We start from the raw sequence: 14435 nt of genomic DNA, 5'->3' as shown, positions 1-14435 counted from the left end.
AGCGCCAGACCCTCGAACATCGGCGCTTGCAGCACCGCAAAATCGCCGCCTAAATCTCAAGCCCAGACGAGGCCAACCCTCCACTAAATCCGCAGCCCGGCTGTCCCAAAACTTCTGACGACGGACACACCGGCTCGATCGTCTGGGGCCATGCGTGGGACAACGGCAACATCCTGCTGAGCGCCGGCTACCAGCATCGCTCCAAGCTCGAGGTCACCGCCCGCAGCTTCGCCAACAAGTCCTATTTCGATAACCCGGAAGGCGGCTGGTCGGGCGGCAACGCCGTGGCCCCCTTCGCGCCCATCACCCAGAACCCGGCCACGGGCGCCTGGATTCCGGTCGGCGGCTTCCAGCTCGACAACGGCTGCGCGCGCCTGGGCGGCGTGGCGGTGGGCGGCGCGCTGCCGGCCTGTAACTTCCACTACACCCAGTACGACAATCTGATCGAGACCGAGAACCGCTACCAGCTGTACGGCGAGGTCAACGCCGACCTGAGCGATAAGACCAGCCTGCACGTCGAGGCCTTCTATTCCGAGACCGACGTTCCGGACTGGAACACCTCGCCCTCGTACCTAGCCCTGCAGACCTCGACCTCGGCCACCAATCCCGCGGTCAGCACCCTGACCCCCGCCCTGCTGGCCGGCTATTTCGTGCCGCTCAGCAACCCGGGTCTCCAGGCCTATATCGCGGCCAATCCGGGCCTGATCCCGGCCAGCGCCACCGCGGTTCACTTCCCGGGCGTCCGCTACCGGCCGCTCTCCTTCGGCGGCAACCCGGCCTTCGACAACGGCCCGTCGGAAGGCACCCGTCACTACAAGGCCTATCGCGTGTCGGGCGGCCTGAAGGGCGAGTTCTCCAACGGGATCGGCTGGGACGTGGCCCTGACCTACGGCCAGGAGCAGGGCGTGCGGACGGGCTACGACACCATCGTGTCGCGGTTCCAGATGGCGCTGCGCGGCTATGGCGCGCTCAACAATGACACCAACGGCTGTACGGCGGCCGAGACGGCGAACTTCACCACCAACGCCGGCAACACCGCCATCGGCTGCTACTACTTCAACCCCTTCTCCAACGCGGTCGCCAAGAACGCGGTGTCCGGCGAGACCAACTCGGCCTTCTCGAGCGGCCTGGCTAACAATCCGGAACTCGTGCGCTGGTTCTTCCAGCAGTCCTCGACCAAGGCCACCCAGCGGCAGTTCGTGGTCGACGCGGTTCTGAACGGGACCCTGCCCATCGAACTCAAGGGCGGTGCGGTCGGCTGGGCCGCCGGCGTTCAGGCCCGCCGCAACTCGTACGAGGCGGACTTCGATCCGTTGAGCAACCAGCTGGCCACGCCGTGCATCGACACGCCGTTCAACGGCTCCACCGGCTGCACCTCCAAGAACGGGGCCTTCATGTTCCTGGGCGTCTCCAAGCCCCAGGACCTCGACGGCGACATCTATGCGGTGTTCACCGAGTTCAACGCGCCCTTCTCGGACAACTTCTCCGTCCAGCTGGCGGCGCGCTACGAGGACTATGGCCGCAACGGCGGCACCACCTTCAACCCGAAGCTGGCGGCCAAGTGGCAGGTCACCGACTGGCTGGCCCTGCGCGGCTCCACCGGCACCACCTTCCGCGGCCCGCCGCTGACCCAGCTGTCCAACAACTCGGTCACCGCGCTGAGCTTCATCGCCGGCTCCTTCCGGGCCATCGACCTGTTCGGCAACGCCAATCTCGAACCTGAAACGGCCACGACCTACAGCGCCGGCGCCATCGTCGAGGCGGGCAACTTCAAGGGCAGCATCGACTACTGGCGGTTCGACTTCGACAACCCGATCATCGCCGAGCCCTCGGCCTCGATCGTCTCGAAGATGTTCCCCGGCGGCGCGGCCACCAACTGCGGCGCCGCGGCCTATGCCGGTCTGCAGTCGCGCTTCACCTTCCAGGGCGCCTGCTCCACGGCCACCATCGCCCGGGTCCGCACCCAGTACGTGAACGGCCCGGCCATCAAGACCTCCGGCGTCGACGTCCTGGCCGACTACAAGTGGCCCGACGTCCTGGGCGGCGACATGCGCTTCGGCGCCTCGGCCACCTACACCATCGAGTACAAGATCGACGCCTTCACGGTGGAGGGTCTGGTGGTGGAGAGCGCCTTCGACGCCGCCGGCAAGCTGAACTACCAGCTCGCCGCCACCTCGCTGCCCCAGCTGAAGGGCTCGCTGTTCGCGGAATACACCCGCGGGCCGCACAACCTGCGCTGGACGATCAACTACGTGGACTCCTACGACGATCAGCGGGCCTCGATCCTGGCCGCCAACCCGGTCAACGGGGCGGTGAACACCAACGGCGCCAAGATCGACAAGTACATCACCCACGAGATCGACTACCGGGTGTTCCTGCCCTGGGACACCACCCTGACCGCCTCGATCGACAACGTCTTCGACGAGGATCCGCCCTTCGCGCGCCTGGACCTGAACTACGACCCGTTCACCGCCAGCGCGCTCGGCCGGACCTACAAGATCGGGCTGAAGAAGAGCTTCTGACGTGGCCCCCGCCGGCCTCGGCCGGCGGGACCTTCCGGCCAGCGAGGGGCCTCAGCGTCCCTCGCACTCGCGCCGCCGGCTCGCCCGGCGGCGCATTTTTTTCAACGAGGCCGGGGCTTGGCGCTCTCGGCGGCGCAATTTTTCTAAAGGCGCCGCAAACGTGCAACAGTCGCCTCGCTGCAGCGCTCCCATTTGGAGTCGGGCTGGACGGTATGTTTTCGAGCAGGCCGTATCATCCGGACGTCGACCGGTTTTCTGCGCGTGCGCAGATTTCTCCAGCGATGAAATGGGCGAGGCCCTAACCTGGGGGCGCGGCCCCAGCATTTTTTGACCAACCGGTATGACGCCAAAAGTCAAAAACCAGCGTTCTGTCAAAAATGTCCGCCTTGGAGCCGTGTGTTTCCGCACCGCAACAACGTTCCGCAACGGTATGGCGCTTCCCCGCAGGGCGCCGGATGATCCCCTGACTCTACGGCCGCAAGGCGTTCGGCATTTCAAAATGAGCGCCGGCCGTAAGAGGGGGAAAGGAAACATAGATGTCAAAAAGCAGATATTTCTGCGGCGGTTCGCTACTCGCCGTCGCTCTGGCCTTCTCGGGCGGCGCGGCCATGGCCCAGGACAGCACCACGGTTGAGGAAGTCGTGGTCACCGGCTCGTTCATCGCCGGCACGCCTGAGGACGCCGCCCTGCCGGTCGACGTGATCGGCACCAAGGAGCTGGAGCAGCGGGGTTCGCCCTCGATGGTCCAGTTCATCAAGACCATCCCGTCCTCCGGCGCGGTGATCGGTGAAAACAATCGCTTCGGCTCCGGCTCGGGCGCCGCGACCATCAACCTGCGCAGCCTGAACTCCACGACCACCGGCACCCGGACCCTGGTCCTGTTCAACGGCCGCCGCGTCCCGGTGTCGTCCCAGGGCCTGAACGCCGTCGACATCAACCTGCTGCCCTCGGCCGCCATCGGCCGGGTGGAAGTGCTGAAGGACGGCGCGGCCGCCACCTATGGCTCCGACGCCATCGGCGGCGTCGTCAACTTCATCACCCGCACCGACCTCGACGGCCTGGAGGCCACGGTCAACTATCAGGGCATCAGCGGCTCGGACGGCGACTATGACGCCAGCCTGGCCTGGGGTTGGCGCGGCGACCGCGGCGACGCCATGATCACTGCCGGCTACCGCCACCGCTCGCAGCTGCCGATCCAGGAACGCTCCTGGGCCCTGCGCACCGGCACGGCGGGCTATCTGGAGAACCCGCTCGGCGGCTGGGCCGGCACCGGCAACCCCGGTCAGTACCAGTATGCGACGGCGGCCCCGGTCGGCTCTGGCTCCACCGGCTTCTCGGCCGGGACCTTCGGCGGCTCGCTGCCGGACATCGGCTGCGCGGCCAACGGCGGCGCGCCCTATGTGCTGACCACCACCATCGTCAGCCCGACCTCGTGCAACTTCCAGTACACGTCCTTCGACAACCTAGTCGAAAACGAGGACCACTATCAGGTCTACGGCCAGATGAACCTGGACGTGACCGACAACATCACCGCCCACGCCGAGGTGCTGTACGCCAAGCACACCACCCCGCTGCAGAGCTGGGCGGTCACTGGTCCGAACCAGTATCCGGCCCCGATGCTGGCCTCAGGCGCCTCGCCGGGCGGCGGCGTCTCGCCAATCCCGGCCTCCGGCACCGGCGAGCAGTCGCGCTTCTACATCCCCTCGACCAACCCGGGCCTCGTCGCCCTGCTGGGGCAGATCTCCTCGGCCAGCTGCGCCGGTCCGGTCTTCCCCTACGGCGTCGATGCGGCCAGCTGCGCCACCGGCCTGGCGGTCGCCAAGGCGGGCGTCACCAACGCCGGCCTCTATGGCGTCGCGACCTCGAACACCGCCTGGCGTCCGATCGGCTTCGCCGGCAACGCCGCCGAGAGCGATGGCCACAGCCACTACAGCTACAAGGTCGACACCTGGCGTGTGGCCGGCGGGCTGAAGGGCAAGTTCGAGAACGGGATCGGTTGGGACTTCTCGCTCACCTACCAGGAGCAGGACTACAACTATAACCTCGAGGACGTGTCGGTGAACCGGCTGCAGCTGGCCCTCCGCGGCTACGGCAGCAAGCAGGGCGCGGGCGACCAGTGCACCGCGGCGGAGACGGCGAACTTCACCACCAACGCCGGCAATGCGGCCCTCGGGTGCTACTACTTCAACCCCTTCACCAACGCCTTCGCCCAGTCGACGTCCAACGTCGCGGCCAACCCGTACTATGTCGCCTCCTCGGCCATCCCGGGCTTCAACGAGGCCGCCGCCGCGCGCGCCGCGGTGTCCGACTGGATGATCGAGAAGCAGTACAACGAGATCCAGTCGCGCCTGTTCGTGGCCGACCTGATCTTCAATGGCGACACGGGCTGGAAGCTGTGGGGCGACGACACGGTGGCCTGGGCCGCCGGCGCGCAGTTCCGCTATGACCGGGTTCAGCAGACCCCGGACAAGCTCTACGACGCCAACGCCACGCCTTGCGTGGACAGCCAGCCCTTCGGCGACGGCTCGCCCTACTGCCCGACCACGGCGAACGGTCCGTTCCTGTTCAACGCGAACCTGCGTCCCTACGACGTGTCGCGGAAGATCAGCTCGCTGTTCGTGGAAACCAAGATCCCGCTGACCGACGATCTCGAACTGACCCTGGCGGGCCGGTACGAGAACTATCAGGGCCAGGGCTCGACCTCGAACCCGAAGGCCTCGATCCGTTGGCAGGCTCTGGACTGGCTGGCCTTCCGCGGTTCGGTGGGCACCACCTACCGTGCGCCGCTGGCCACCATCACCACCACCAACTTCGCGCGGAACCTGACCAACGCGAACGGCACCTACAAGGCGAACGACCTGTACGGTAACCCGAACCTGTCTCCGGAAACGGCGACGACCTACGACCTCGGCATGATGCTGAACGTGGGCCCGGTGAAGGCCACCATCGACTACTGGAACTTCGACTTCAAGGACGCCCTGACCGTCGAGGCTCCGACCGACCTGTTGAACATCATGTTCCCGGGCGGTTCGGCCACCGGCAATTGCGGCAACGCCGCCTACGCCGCGATCCAGGCCCGCTTCACCTTCGACAACAGCGTCTGCGGCCGCGGCAACATCCTGTCGTACCGCACCCAGTACATCAACGGCGGTCAGGTGAAGACCTCCGGCGTCGACTTCCAGGCCAACCTGGACGCCGGCGAATGGCTGGGCGGCGACGTGACGGCCGGGGTCGATGGCACCTACCTGCTGAAGTACGACGAGTCGCCCTACAATGTTGAAGGCTTCCCCTCCAGCGCCACGGGCGTCCAGAAGCGGGTCGGCACTTACCGGGCTTCGATCTTCACGGGCTACAACCGCGTCCGCGGCAACGCCTACATCAACTGGAGCAGCGGCATCCACAACCTGCGTTGGCAGATGCGCTACATCTCGGGCACGACCCAGGTCGAGACCAACTCGATCAACATCGCCAAGGCGGTGGGGGCGAGCATCAAGATCGACTCCTACATCCAGCACGACCTGACCTATCGGGTGCAGCTGCCCTGGGACACCACGGCGACGCTCTCGATCCAGAACCTGCTGGACGAGGATCCGCCCTTCGCCATCGGCACCCAGTACAACTACGACCCGGGCAGCGGCACGCCGCTCGGCCGCGTCTACTCCCTGGGTATCAAGAAGCGTTTCTAGGCGTTTCCCGCCCGGTCGCCTCGGCGGCCGGGCGTTCCCCTTTGCAAGACCTGACGCCGCCCCCGCATGGAGGCGGCGTCTTCGTTTCCGGGCCTAGGGCTTCTGTTTCGACGACAGGGCCGCGGCCTCTTCCGGGGTCAGCTTGGTGATCTTGCTCACCTGGCAGCGCTGCGGGCCCGTGGGGCCGCGGGTGATGATCGTGGCGTCCAGGGCCGAACAGATCGACGAGCCGGGCCGCGAGGCCAGGGCGATGTCGTTGTTCCAGCGCACGTCCGGGCAGGTCCCGAACAGGTCCAGCCGCCAGACCTCCTTCACGCCCACCCGCACATAGACGGTCTTGTCGTCCGGGGCCGAGAAGCTGCTGACGCTCTGGGTCCAGAAGCAGCGGTCCTGCTTGGGCGCAGGGCCCGCAGCGCCGAGGGTGACGAGGGCGCCGGCGGCCAGGGCGCCGGTCAGGATGAACTTTCGCATGAGGCTCAACTCCTATTTGGCTTGAATGGCCTCGGCCGCCCCGCCGAGGAGGCTGGCAGCCTAGCCCGAAGTCGCGACCGAAATACGGCCTTTGCGCATCGCCCGGATGCGGAAGCGCTCCGGATCGACCAGGGCCGACAGCTGCCGGGGCAGGGGCGAGGGCGCGCCGGCGATGCTGGCCGCCACGTGCTCGGCCAAGAGGGGCGCCATGGCCAGGCCGCGGGAACCGAACCCGCCCAGGGCGTAGAGGCCGTCCGCAAGCGCGCCGGCCAGGGGCAGGCGGTCCGGACTGGCGGCCCGCAGACTGGCCCGGCCCTGCAGCTTTTCCGGGTCGATCCCGGAGGCCAGGTCCGGCCGCGCCTGCGCCAGGGTTTCAAGATTGCGGCGGTGGTCCTCGGCCCGCACCTCGGTTCCCGTATCCTCGCGGTCATGGGTCGCCCCGAAAAGAACGCCCTGGCCGGTGGGAACCACATAGCCGCCCCAGGCCGCGGCCTCGACGGCTTCCAGCCCGTCGATCCAGCTCGCCTGGCCCCGGATGGGGGTCAGCTCCACCTGCGGCCACAGCCGGGCCAGATCGGGGCCGTTGGCCAGGATCACCGCATCGCCGCGCCAGATCTCGGCGCCATCCGCGTCGGCCAGGCGCCAGGCCCCGCCATCGCGGACGACCGCCGCCACCCTGGCCCTCACCACCTCCGCCGCCCAAGCCGCGAGCACGGCGCGGGGCGAGACCACCCGCGCGCCCGACATCTCCAGTCCGTCGCCCGCGGTCATCTCCCCGGGCTCGAACAGGTCGCTGGCCGCGATCTTCTCAAAGCGGACCGCGTCCCGGTCATCGACGGCCAGCTGGCGCACGCCGCGGGCGATCACCGCGCCTGGAACCGTTTCGTAGAGCGCCCGCGCCCGAGCCAGGGTCCGCGCCCCAAGCTCGGCGACCGGGCCCAGCCCCGCGTCCAGCCTGGGTGTCACCAGCCCGGCCGGATTGCCTGAGCCGCCCGCCCCTGGGGCGTCGGCCTCGATGAGCACCGCCTCGACTCCCAGGGCCGCCAGGGCGCGCAGGGCAGAGGCCCCGGCTATGCCTGCGCCCACCACCGCCACGCTCGGCTTTGGCGCGTCCGCCGGAACCCCCGGCAGCCAGGCCGCCAGGCGTTCGCGCTTGCGCCCGAACCCGGGCCGCTTCTCCACCTCGAAGCCGGCCACCTGCAGGCCGCGCCGCACGGCGCCGGCCACGGTGAAGGTCGCCGCCCGCGCCCCGGGCGCCGAGCGGGCGGCCACCTTGGCCATCACCTCCGGCGACCACATCTGCGGGTTCAGGGCCGGCGAGAAGCCGTCCAGGAACCAGGCGTCGGCGCGTCCGCCCCAGGCCTCCAGCGCCGCCTCCACCGGCATCACCGCCAGATCGAGCACCACCCTCAGCTCGGGAAACTCCACCCGGTGGAAGCCGCGCGCCCGTCCGGGCCAGCGCTGCGCCAACATCTGGGCCAGGTCGGCGATTTCAGGCCAGCGGGCCACGGCGCGCAGCATGTCGGCCGCCTCGACCGGATAGGCCTCGATGGAGAACACCGACAGCCGTCCATCCGGCGGACCTTCCCGGCGCCAGAGGTCCATGAGGGCCAGGATGTTCAGCCCGGCCCCGAAGCCCAGCTCGCCCACCACATATTGTCGCCGTCCCGCCCAGGCGGCTGGCAGCCCGCAGCCGTCCAGAAACACCGCCCGGCTCTCGCCCAGGCCGTCCTCGGGCGAGAAATAGATATCGCCGAACACGCGGCTGCGGGGATGGCCGTCGTCGGTCCAGTCGAGAATGGGCGTATCGGTCATGGCGAAATGAAAAGGGCCGCCCCAGCGGGCGGCCCTCCATACGCGAAATCGCGTCAGACGCTTAGTGCTTCGGCGCCTCGGCCGGCGCCGGCGCCATGGCGGCCGACATGGCGTCGCTCTGGGCCGGAGCGGCGGCCGCGGCGTCGCCCGCCGCATTGGCGGCGTCGGCGGCGGCGTCGGCGGCGGTGGCGGCCGCATCGCTGGCGGTGTCGGCGGCGGCCGCGGCGGTGGTGGCCTCGGTGGTGGCTTCGGCGGCGGCCGCGTCGGCCTTCTCGGCGGGCTTGCTGCAGGCGGCGGTGGACAGGGCGGCGACGGCGGCGCCGGCGGCCAGGATGGTGCGGAGGTAGGTCATGTGGAAGGTTTCCTGCCTTGTGAACATGCGGCGTCGGCCCCGACCCGCGGGCCCGGCGCTCGCGCGACTATGGCCCGGTTTGTGACAGCGGCAACCCCAGAACTCACGTCGCCGTGATCACATCTGAGCCTACAGCCCGATCCCCGGGATCGCCTGGGCCTGATAGGCGGCCAGGGCCTCTGGCGTGATGTCCACCACCTTGCGGGCGTCCAGATCGAAGCTGATCACCACGGCCTCGGCGCTGGCCCAGGGCTGGCCGCTGGCCGGATCCACCATCCAGTGATAGACCCGCCGGGTCCGCGTCTCGGCCCCGCCGAAGCCCGAGCGCAGCTCGACATGGTCGCCGGGCCTGGGCCATCCCAGGTGCAGAACGCGGTATTCCAGCACCGCCCCGCCGATCCGCGGCTCCGGCTGGCCCTCGACCGGCGCCGGCCCGGGGCGCTTCTCGCCGAACAGCCGGGCCACCCCGTCCGAGACCCGGCCGATGAACATCTCGCCGCGCAGGCGGCCGAACACGTCGCACTCGTGCGGCTGGATCATGCCCATGCCGATGCGCGTCAGGCCCAGCTCTTCGGCCCGGGGCCAGCTTGCGGTCGGCGCCGCCACCGGCGACAGGTCGATGCTGCGCGCCGCCGCGAAGGGGGGAACCTCGATCCTCAGCGCCTCCGCGGCCGCCCGCACCCGCGCGGGCCAGGGAAAGGGGCGCAGGTCGCGGGCCGTCGCGTGCGCCACCACCATCTGGAAGGTCGCCGCCGGGGCCCCGTTCGGATGGCGGATGACCAGCAGCACCCGGGCGTCGGTCTCGCCCATCTCCACGACCCCGCCGGTCATGGTCAGGGCCGCGCCGGCATGCGCCTCCTTCAGGAACCGCATGTGGCTCTCGCGGACCACCAGGGTCGCCTCGGCCTCGGCGCTGAAGGCCCGCGGCATGCCCATCAGCCGCGCCAGGCCGCCCAGGCCCTCAAACGCCTTGGCCACCCAGAAGCGGACATTGAGATGGCCCATCTCGTCGCATTCCCAGGTATTGACCCCGCCGCTCCAGACTTCCACGCCTTCGCTCACGCCCATCCCCCGATTTTCATCTAGGCTGTGTAACCGACCGTACCCCTGCCGCGAACTGTCGAATGGAGAGAGGGAGCCCGCATGCGATCGCCCGGCGACAAGCCGCTTCTGGTGCGCCTGACCCATGCGGTGAACGCGCTCGCCATCCTGGTCCTGGTGATGAGCGGCCTGCAGGTGTTCAATGCCCACCCGGCCCTCTACTGGGGCCAGAAGTCGACCTTTGATACGCCCTGGCTGCAGATGGGCATGATCGAGGCCGCCGACCGCGCCTATGGCGTCACCCAGATCGGATCCGTCCGGCTCGACACCACCGGCCTGTTCGGGGTCTCCGGCGCGGCGGGCGAGCCGCGCGGCTTCCCGGCCTGGGCGACCCTGCCCAGCTATCGCGACCTGGCCAGCGGCCGGCGCTGGCACTTCTTCTTCGCCTGGGTGCTGGTGCTGAACGGCGCGGTTTACCTCACCGCCAACGCCGCCACCGGCCGCGGGCGCCGCTTCTTCCCCGCCCGCGATGAACTCACCCCCGGCCACCTGGCCCGCGAGATCGCCGATCACGCCCGCCTCCGCTTCGCCCCCGGCCTCAACACCCTGCAGAAGCTGTCCTATCTGGGCATGGTCCTGGCCGTCCTGCCGCTGATGGTCGCCACCGGCCTGACCATGTCGCCGGGCATGAACGCCGCCTGGCCCTGGCTCGTGGAGCTGTTCGGCGGCCGCCAGTCGGCCCGGTCCATCCATTTCATCTGCGCGAGCCTGGTGGTCGCCTTCGTCCTCGTCCACCTGGCCATGGTCGCCGCCGTCGCGATCCGCGGCCGCAAGGGAGCCCAGCCATGAGCCTTCCGCGCCGCACCTGGCTCCAGGGCTTGGCCGCCTCGGGCCTGGCCCTCGCCACCGCCGCCTGCGACCGGGTGGTCGACAGGCTGAACGCCAACCGCAAGGTCACCGGCGTCATCGCCAAGGCCGAGGGCCTGACCTACCGGACCCAGCGCAGCCTGCAGGCCCGCATGGCGCTGGCCAAGGAATTCACCCCCGCCGACATCTCCCGCGACTTCCGCGCCAACGGCTCCATCAGCCCGCGCGATCCCGCCTACCGCGCCCATCTCGCCAAGGGTTTTGCGGACTACCGCCTCATCATCGACGGCCTGGTGGAGCGGCCTCTGGCCTTGAGCCTCGCCGACCTGCGCGCGGCGCCCGCCCGCACCCAGATCACCCGCCACGACTGCGTCGAGGGCTGGTCCAGCATCGGCCAGTGGACGGGCGCGCGCCTCTCGCCCCTGCTCGACCGCGCCGGCCTGAAGCCCGAGGCCCGCTTCCTGGTCTTCCACTGCTTCGACAGCCTGGACGAAAGCGCCGGCGAACTGGGCCGCTATTACGAAAGCCTCGACCTCGTCGACGCCCACCACCCCCAGACCATCCTCGCCTACGCCATGAACGGCGCGGCCCTGCCGGTCGCCCACGGGGCGCCCTTGCGCCTGCGCGTCGAGCGCCAGCTCGGCTACAAGCACGCCAAGTACCTCGCCCGCATCGAAGCCGTCGCCGACTTCACCCACATCGCCGGCGGGAAGGGCGGCTTCTGGGAGGACCGGGGCTATGAGTGGTACGCGGGGGTTTAGCCCCCAGCCGCTCATTCCCGCGAAGGCGGGAATCTAGGCGGCGCGGGTCACTTGGCCGCCGTCGGCGAGATGGAACCCAACGCCCTCTCGGAATTCGACGGTCTGTGGCGCGAACCAACCTCAGCATGGATCCCCGCCTTCGCGGGGATGAGCGGTGAGGGGAACTGGCGCCCGGCGCCACGTCCCGGCAAGCTCACCCCGCAACGGAGCCGCCCATGACCGCCTATCTGGTCCTCGATCTGACGGTGAACGACCTGCGGGACTTCCTGCCCTATGTCGACGCCATCCCGGCCTTCATCGCCAAACACGGCGGCCGCTACGCCTCTAAGGGCGCAGATCCGGTGGTGCTGGAGGGCGACTGGTCGCCGAACCGGCTGGTGATCCTGGAGTTCCCCTCACAGGATCACGCGCGGGCCTTCCTCACGGACCCCGAGGCCCAGGACCTGTTCGCCCGGCGCCACCGCTCCACCATCAGCCGCCTGCTCATGGTTGAGGGCGAGCCCTGATCGAGACCAGGATCGGCGCAAACCCGTTCGTGTTTTTCGTGTCGTTCGTGGTTCAATCTTCCTGGGGACAGCCAGCCACGCAGGGCCATCGGCAGACCCAGCTTGGATTCTCGCCTTCGCGGGATGACGCAAGGGATGGGGCTTCACTCCCGCTTCATCCCCTCCGGCAGCAGGGGATGAGCCTCCTCGGGGTCGTACCAGCTGGCGCCGTCCGAGCGCCAGATGTGCCACTGGCGCTCGACCTTCACCGGCGTGTCCAGGCAGCCCAGGCGCAGCATCACCTGATCGGACTCCGCTCGCTCGGCCGTGAGCTGCGAGCCGCAGCGGGAACAGAACCGCCGGGTCTTGCCGGGCGAGGAGTCATAGGCGCTCAGCAGCGCCTTGCCCCGCGTCCAGCGGAAGGCCGCCTTCGGCACGGCCCCGATGCTGGAGAAGGCCGCGCCGTGGGCCTTGCGGCAGGTCTCGCAATGGCAGTGGATGATCCCGCTGAGGTCGGCCTCGGCCTCATAGGCGACGGCGCCGCACAGACAGCTTCCGGTCAGCATCTAGATCTCCTCCACGGGCGCCAGCCGGTATGCGCCGTGCAGCAGTTCCGGCTTGGGCAGGTAGGCGCGCAGGAACAGGGCGAAGGGCTGGTCCGGCGCCGGCAGCCAGTTGGCGCGGCGGTCGGGGCCCGGATCAGCGTGGCCGATCCAGATGTCCAGCGAACCGTCCTCATTGTGCGTCAGGCCGGGGGTGCGGTCGCCGATGGAGTAGCGGCGGATCGGGTTGTCGGCGAAGAAGAACTGGCCATCCGCGGTGGCCTCGTACAGCGACAGCGACCAGAACGAGTCCACCGGCAACAGTCGGTCGGCGGCGAAGCGCAGGCGATAGGCCCGCGAGCCGTCGAACAGGGCCCTGGGCATGTTGCCCCGGGCGCGCATGTACATGGCTTCCTCGGGCGGCAGAGCCGCCAGGCCGCCGAGGGCGATGGTGGCGCGATAGCCGTACTCCTGGCCGAAGTTTCCAAGGCGGCCATAGGGATAGCTCCAGCCGTCGATGAAGGTCGGGCCCTTCAGGCCGCTGCGCAGGGACTGGCTGCGGGCCAGGGCGAATCCGGCCTCGATGGCCTCGACCTCCTGCGGGGAGAAGCGCCCCGGATCGAAGGCCTCGAGATGCAGCGGGGCCATGCGCGCCAGCATGGCCTCGTCGTCTGCGAAGGGCCGGTTCATGCCCATCAGTCGAATGGCGCTCCTCAGATAGTCGGCCCAGCCGGCGTCCCGCAGGGCCACGGGGCCCGGCCCCTCGCCAGGGCCAGCCTCCAGCCCCAGGCCGTCCTGCACCGCCCGCGCAGCCGCCAGGTCGTGCTCGCCATCCACCAGGATGCGGTACAGGGCCCAGACGTGACGGGTGGGAGCCCGGATCACCCGCTCGCCCGCGGGCCGAGGAGCATCCGGACCGATCAGGGTCCAGGTCCCGCCGCCCCCGCCGGTGGTCCGGGTCCCCAGGATCATGAAGTTGTTGGTGTAGGCGTCCATCAGCGCCAGCGAGATGTAGCGCTCCCCAGTGGGCGGCAGGGTCAGGCGCACGGGCCCCTGGGCCAGGTCCAGGTGGGCCGAGGAATAGAGGGTGTCGTTGTTGGGCGTGGTGATCCCGCGCGCCGTGTGGTCGACGATGTCGCGGGTGTGGGCCAGCTGGTTGGTGGGGGCGCCGCCGGAGAAGCCCTGCGTCCGGGGCGAGGCCACTTCCATGAGCGGCAGGGTGAAGATGTAGGCGGCGCGGGCCGCTTCCGTCAGGTCTGCAAGGCTCATGGCGTCTTCCTCCCGGCGCGTCTGGGGCCGAGCATAGCGGCGCTGGAGGTCCGCGTCAGGGCGCGCGGCCCCGATCCGGTGACCTGGCGGATCACCGGAGGCGCGGACGGCCCTCAGGCCGGGGGCGGCAGGAAGGTCACCTGGTGCCGGTCGCCGATAGCCGGCATCTTGGCCAGGTCGTCGGGCATCTTGCGCACCTCGCGGTCGATCTCCTTGAAGAAGCCCTCGGCGTGGGCGGGCGCATCGAAGATCAGCATGCGCGCCGGCGCCTTCGACACCCCATGGAAGGCGTGCACCGTGTTGGCGGGCGCATAGACGAAGTCGCCGCCGGAGACGCGCAGGGTCTCATCGCCCACCTGGAACTCCACCTCGCCGGAGATCAGGTAGTAGGCCTCGCCCCAGGGATGGAAGTGCGGCGGCGGGCCGGCGCCTTCGGGGATGATGTTCTCCATCAGCGACCAGGCCTTGGCCGTGTCCTCGGCCCGGTTCAGGAAGCGGATGGTCACGCCCAGCACATCCAGGGTCTCGCCCTCGCCGGACTTCACGATCAGGGGCTCGCCCATGGGGGTCTCCTCCTTGCGGTCAGGTGGTCAGAGTCATATGCTCTGAATGAATGTCACGGTG

At 69.3% G+C, this 14435-nt stretch carries 12 protein-coding genes and 1 pseudogene; 5 read left to right on the top strand and 8 right to left on the bottom strand.

What is annotated here, in order from left to right; genetic code table 11:
* Positions 1-49: 49 nt before the first annotated feature.
* A pseudogene (locus ACE3TA_RS22260) lies at positions 50-136 on the bottom strand (hypothetical protein); the annotation flags it as partial.
* A 148-nt stretch (positions 137-284) separates the two neighbouring features.
* Here ACE3TA_RS22260 and ACE3TA_RS22255 point away from each other — a divergent pair.
* Positions 285-2522 carry a TonB-dependent receptor domain-containing protein gene (locus ACE3TA_RS22255; protein ID WP_374576517.1) on the top strand — a complete coding sequence of 746 codons (2238 nt, stop codon included), beginning with the start codon at positions 285-287 and terminating at the stop codon, positions 2520-2522.
* Between the two features lie 536 nt (positions 2523-3058).
* The gene (locus ACE3TA_RS22250; RefSeq protein WP_374576516.1) at positions 3059-6208 is read left to right on the top strand and encodes a TonB-dependent receptor domain-containing protein; all 3150 of its coding nucleotides are present in this window, start codon (positions 3059-3061) and stop codon (positions 6206-6208) included.
* Between the two features lie 93 nt (positions 6209-6301).
* Here the strand turns inward: ACE3TA_RS22250 and ACE3TA_RS22245 are convergent, their stop codons facing one another.
* The 4 genes from ACE3TA_RS22245 to ACE3TA_RS22230 all read right to left on the bottom strand — a co-directional run bounded on the left by ACE3TA_RS22245 (position 6302) and on the right by ACE3TA_RS22230 (position 9908).
* The gene (locus ACE3TA_RS22245; RefSeq protein WP_374576515.1) at positions 6302-6679 is read right to left on the bottom strand and encodes a DUF6491 family protein; all 378 of its coding nucleotides are present in this window, start codon (positions 6677-6679) and stop codon (positions 6302-6304) included.
* A 60-nt stretch (positions 6680-6739) separates the two neighbouring features.
* Positions 6740-8494 (bottom strand): tRNA (5-methylaminomethyl-2-thiouridine)(34)-methyltransferase MnmD, encoded by a 1755-nt coding sequence (mnmD, locus tag ACE3TA_RS22240; RefSeq protein WP_374576514.1) that lies wholly within the window; start codon positions 8492-8494, stop codon positions 6740-6742.
* Between the two features lie 61 nt (positions 8495-8555).
* Positions 8556-8846: a hypothetical protein gene (locus tag ACE3TA_RS22235; RefSeq protein ID WP_374576513.1), complete on the bottom strand. Its 291-nt coding sequence runs from the start codon at positions 8844-8846 to the stop codon at positions 8556-8558.
* A 129-nt stretch (positions 8847-8975) separates the two neighbouring features.
* Positions 8976-9908: a thioesterase family protein gene (locus tag ACE3TA_RS22230; protein ID WP_374576512.1), complete on the bottom strand. Its 933-nt coding sequence runs from the start codon at positions 9906-9908 to the stop codon at positions 8976-8978.
* Between the two features lie 81 nt (positions 9909-9989).
* On the opposite strand from ACE3TA_RS22230, the gene ACE3TA_RS22225 reads away from it, so the two are divergent.
* The 3 genes from ACE3TA_RS22225 (at position 9990) to ACE3TA_RS22215 (ending at position 12021) form a co-directional block, all read left to right on the top strand.
* Positions 9990-10736: a cytochrome b/b6 domain-containing protein gene (locus ACE3TA_RS22225; protein WP_374576511.1), complete on the top strand. Its 747-nt coding sequence runs from the start codon at positions 9990-9992 to the stop codon at positions 10734-10736.
* Entirely contained in the window at positions 10733-11515 is a 783-nt protein-coding gene (locus tag ACE3TA_RS22220) for a molybdopterin-dependent oxidoreductase (protein WP_374576510.1), read from the top strand. Before ACE3TA_RS22225 ends, ACE3TA_RS22220 begins: the two co-directional genes overlap by 4 nt.
* A 215-nt stretch (positions 11516-11730) precedes the next feature.
* A complete protein-coding gene (locus ACE3TA_RS22215) occupies positions 11731-12021 on the top strand; it encodes a DUF1330 domain-containing protein (RefSeq protein WP_374576509.1) in 291 nt (96 codons plus the stop codon).
* Between the two features lie 143 nt (positions 12022-12164).
* Here the strand turns inward: ACE3TA_RS22215 and ACE3TA_RS22210 are convergent, their stop codons facing one another.
* From ACE3TA_RS22210 to ACE3TA_RS22200, 3 genes are all read right to left on the bottom strand, one after another.
* Positions 12165-12566: a GFA family protein gene (locus ACE3TA_RS22210; RefSeq protein ID WP_374576508.1), complete on the bottom strand. Its 402-nt coding sequence runs from the start codon at positions 12564-12566 to the stop codon at positions 12165-12167.
* The gene (locus tag ACE3TA_RS22205) at positions 12567-13811 is read right to left on the bottom strand and encodes a DUF1254 domain-containing protein (RefSeq protein ID WP_374576507.1); all 1245 of its coding nucleotides are present in this window, start codon (positions 13809-13811) and stop codon (positions 12567-12569) included.
* Between the two features lie 113 nt (positions 13812-13924).
* Positions 13925-14374, bottom strand: a complete 450-nt coding sequence (locus tag ACE3TA_RS22200; protein ID WP_374576506.1) for a cupin domain-containing protein — start codon at positions 14372-14374, stop codon at positions 13925-13927.
* Positions 14375-14435 lie beyond the last annotated feature (61 nt).

It is taken from the genome of Phenylobacterium sp., from assembly GCF_041916435.1.
Classification (GTDB): domain Bacteria; phylum Pseudomonadota; class Alphaproteobacteria; order Caulobacterales; family Caulobacteraceae; genus Phenylobacterium.
Note: the sequence above shows the minus strand (reverse complement) of the source record. Positions and strands in the feature narration are given on the sequence as shown.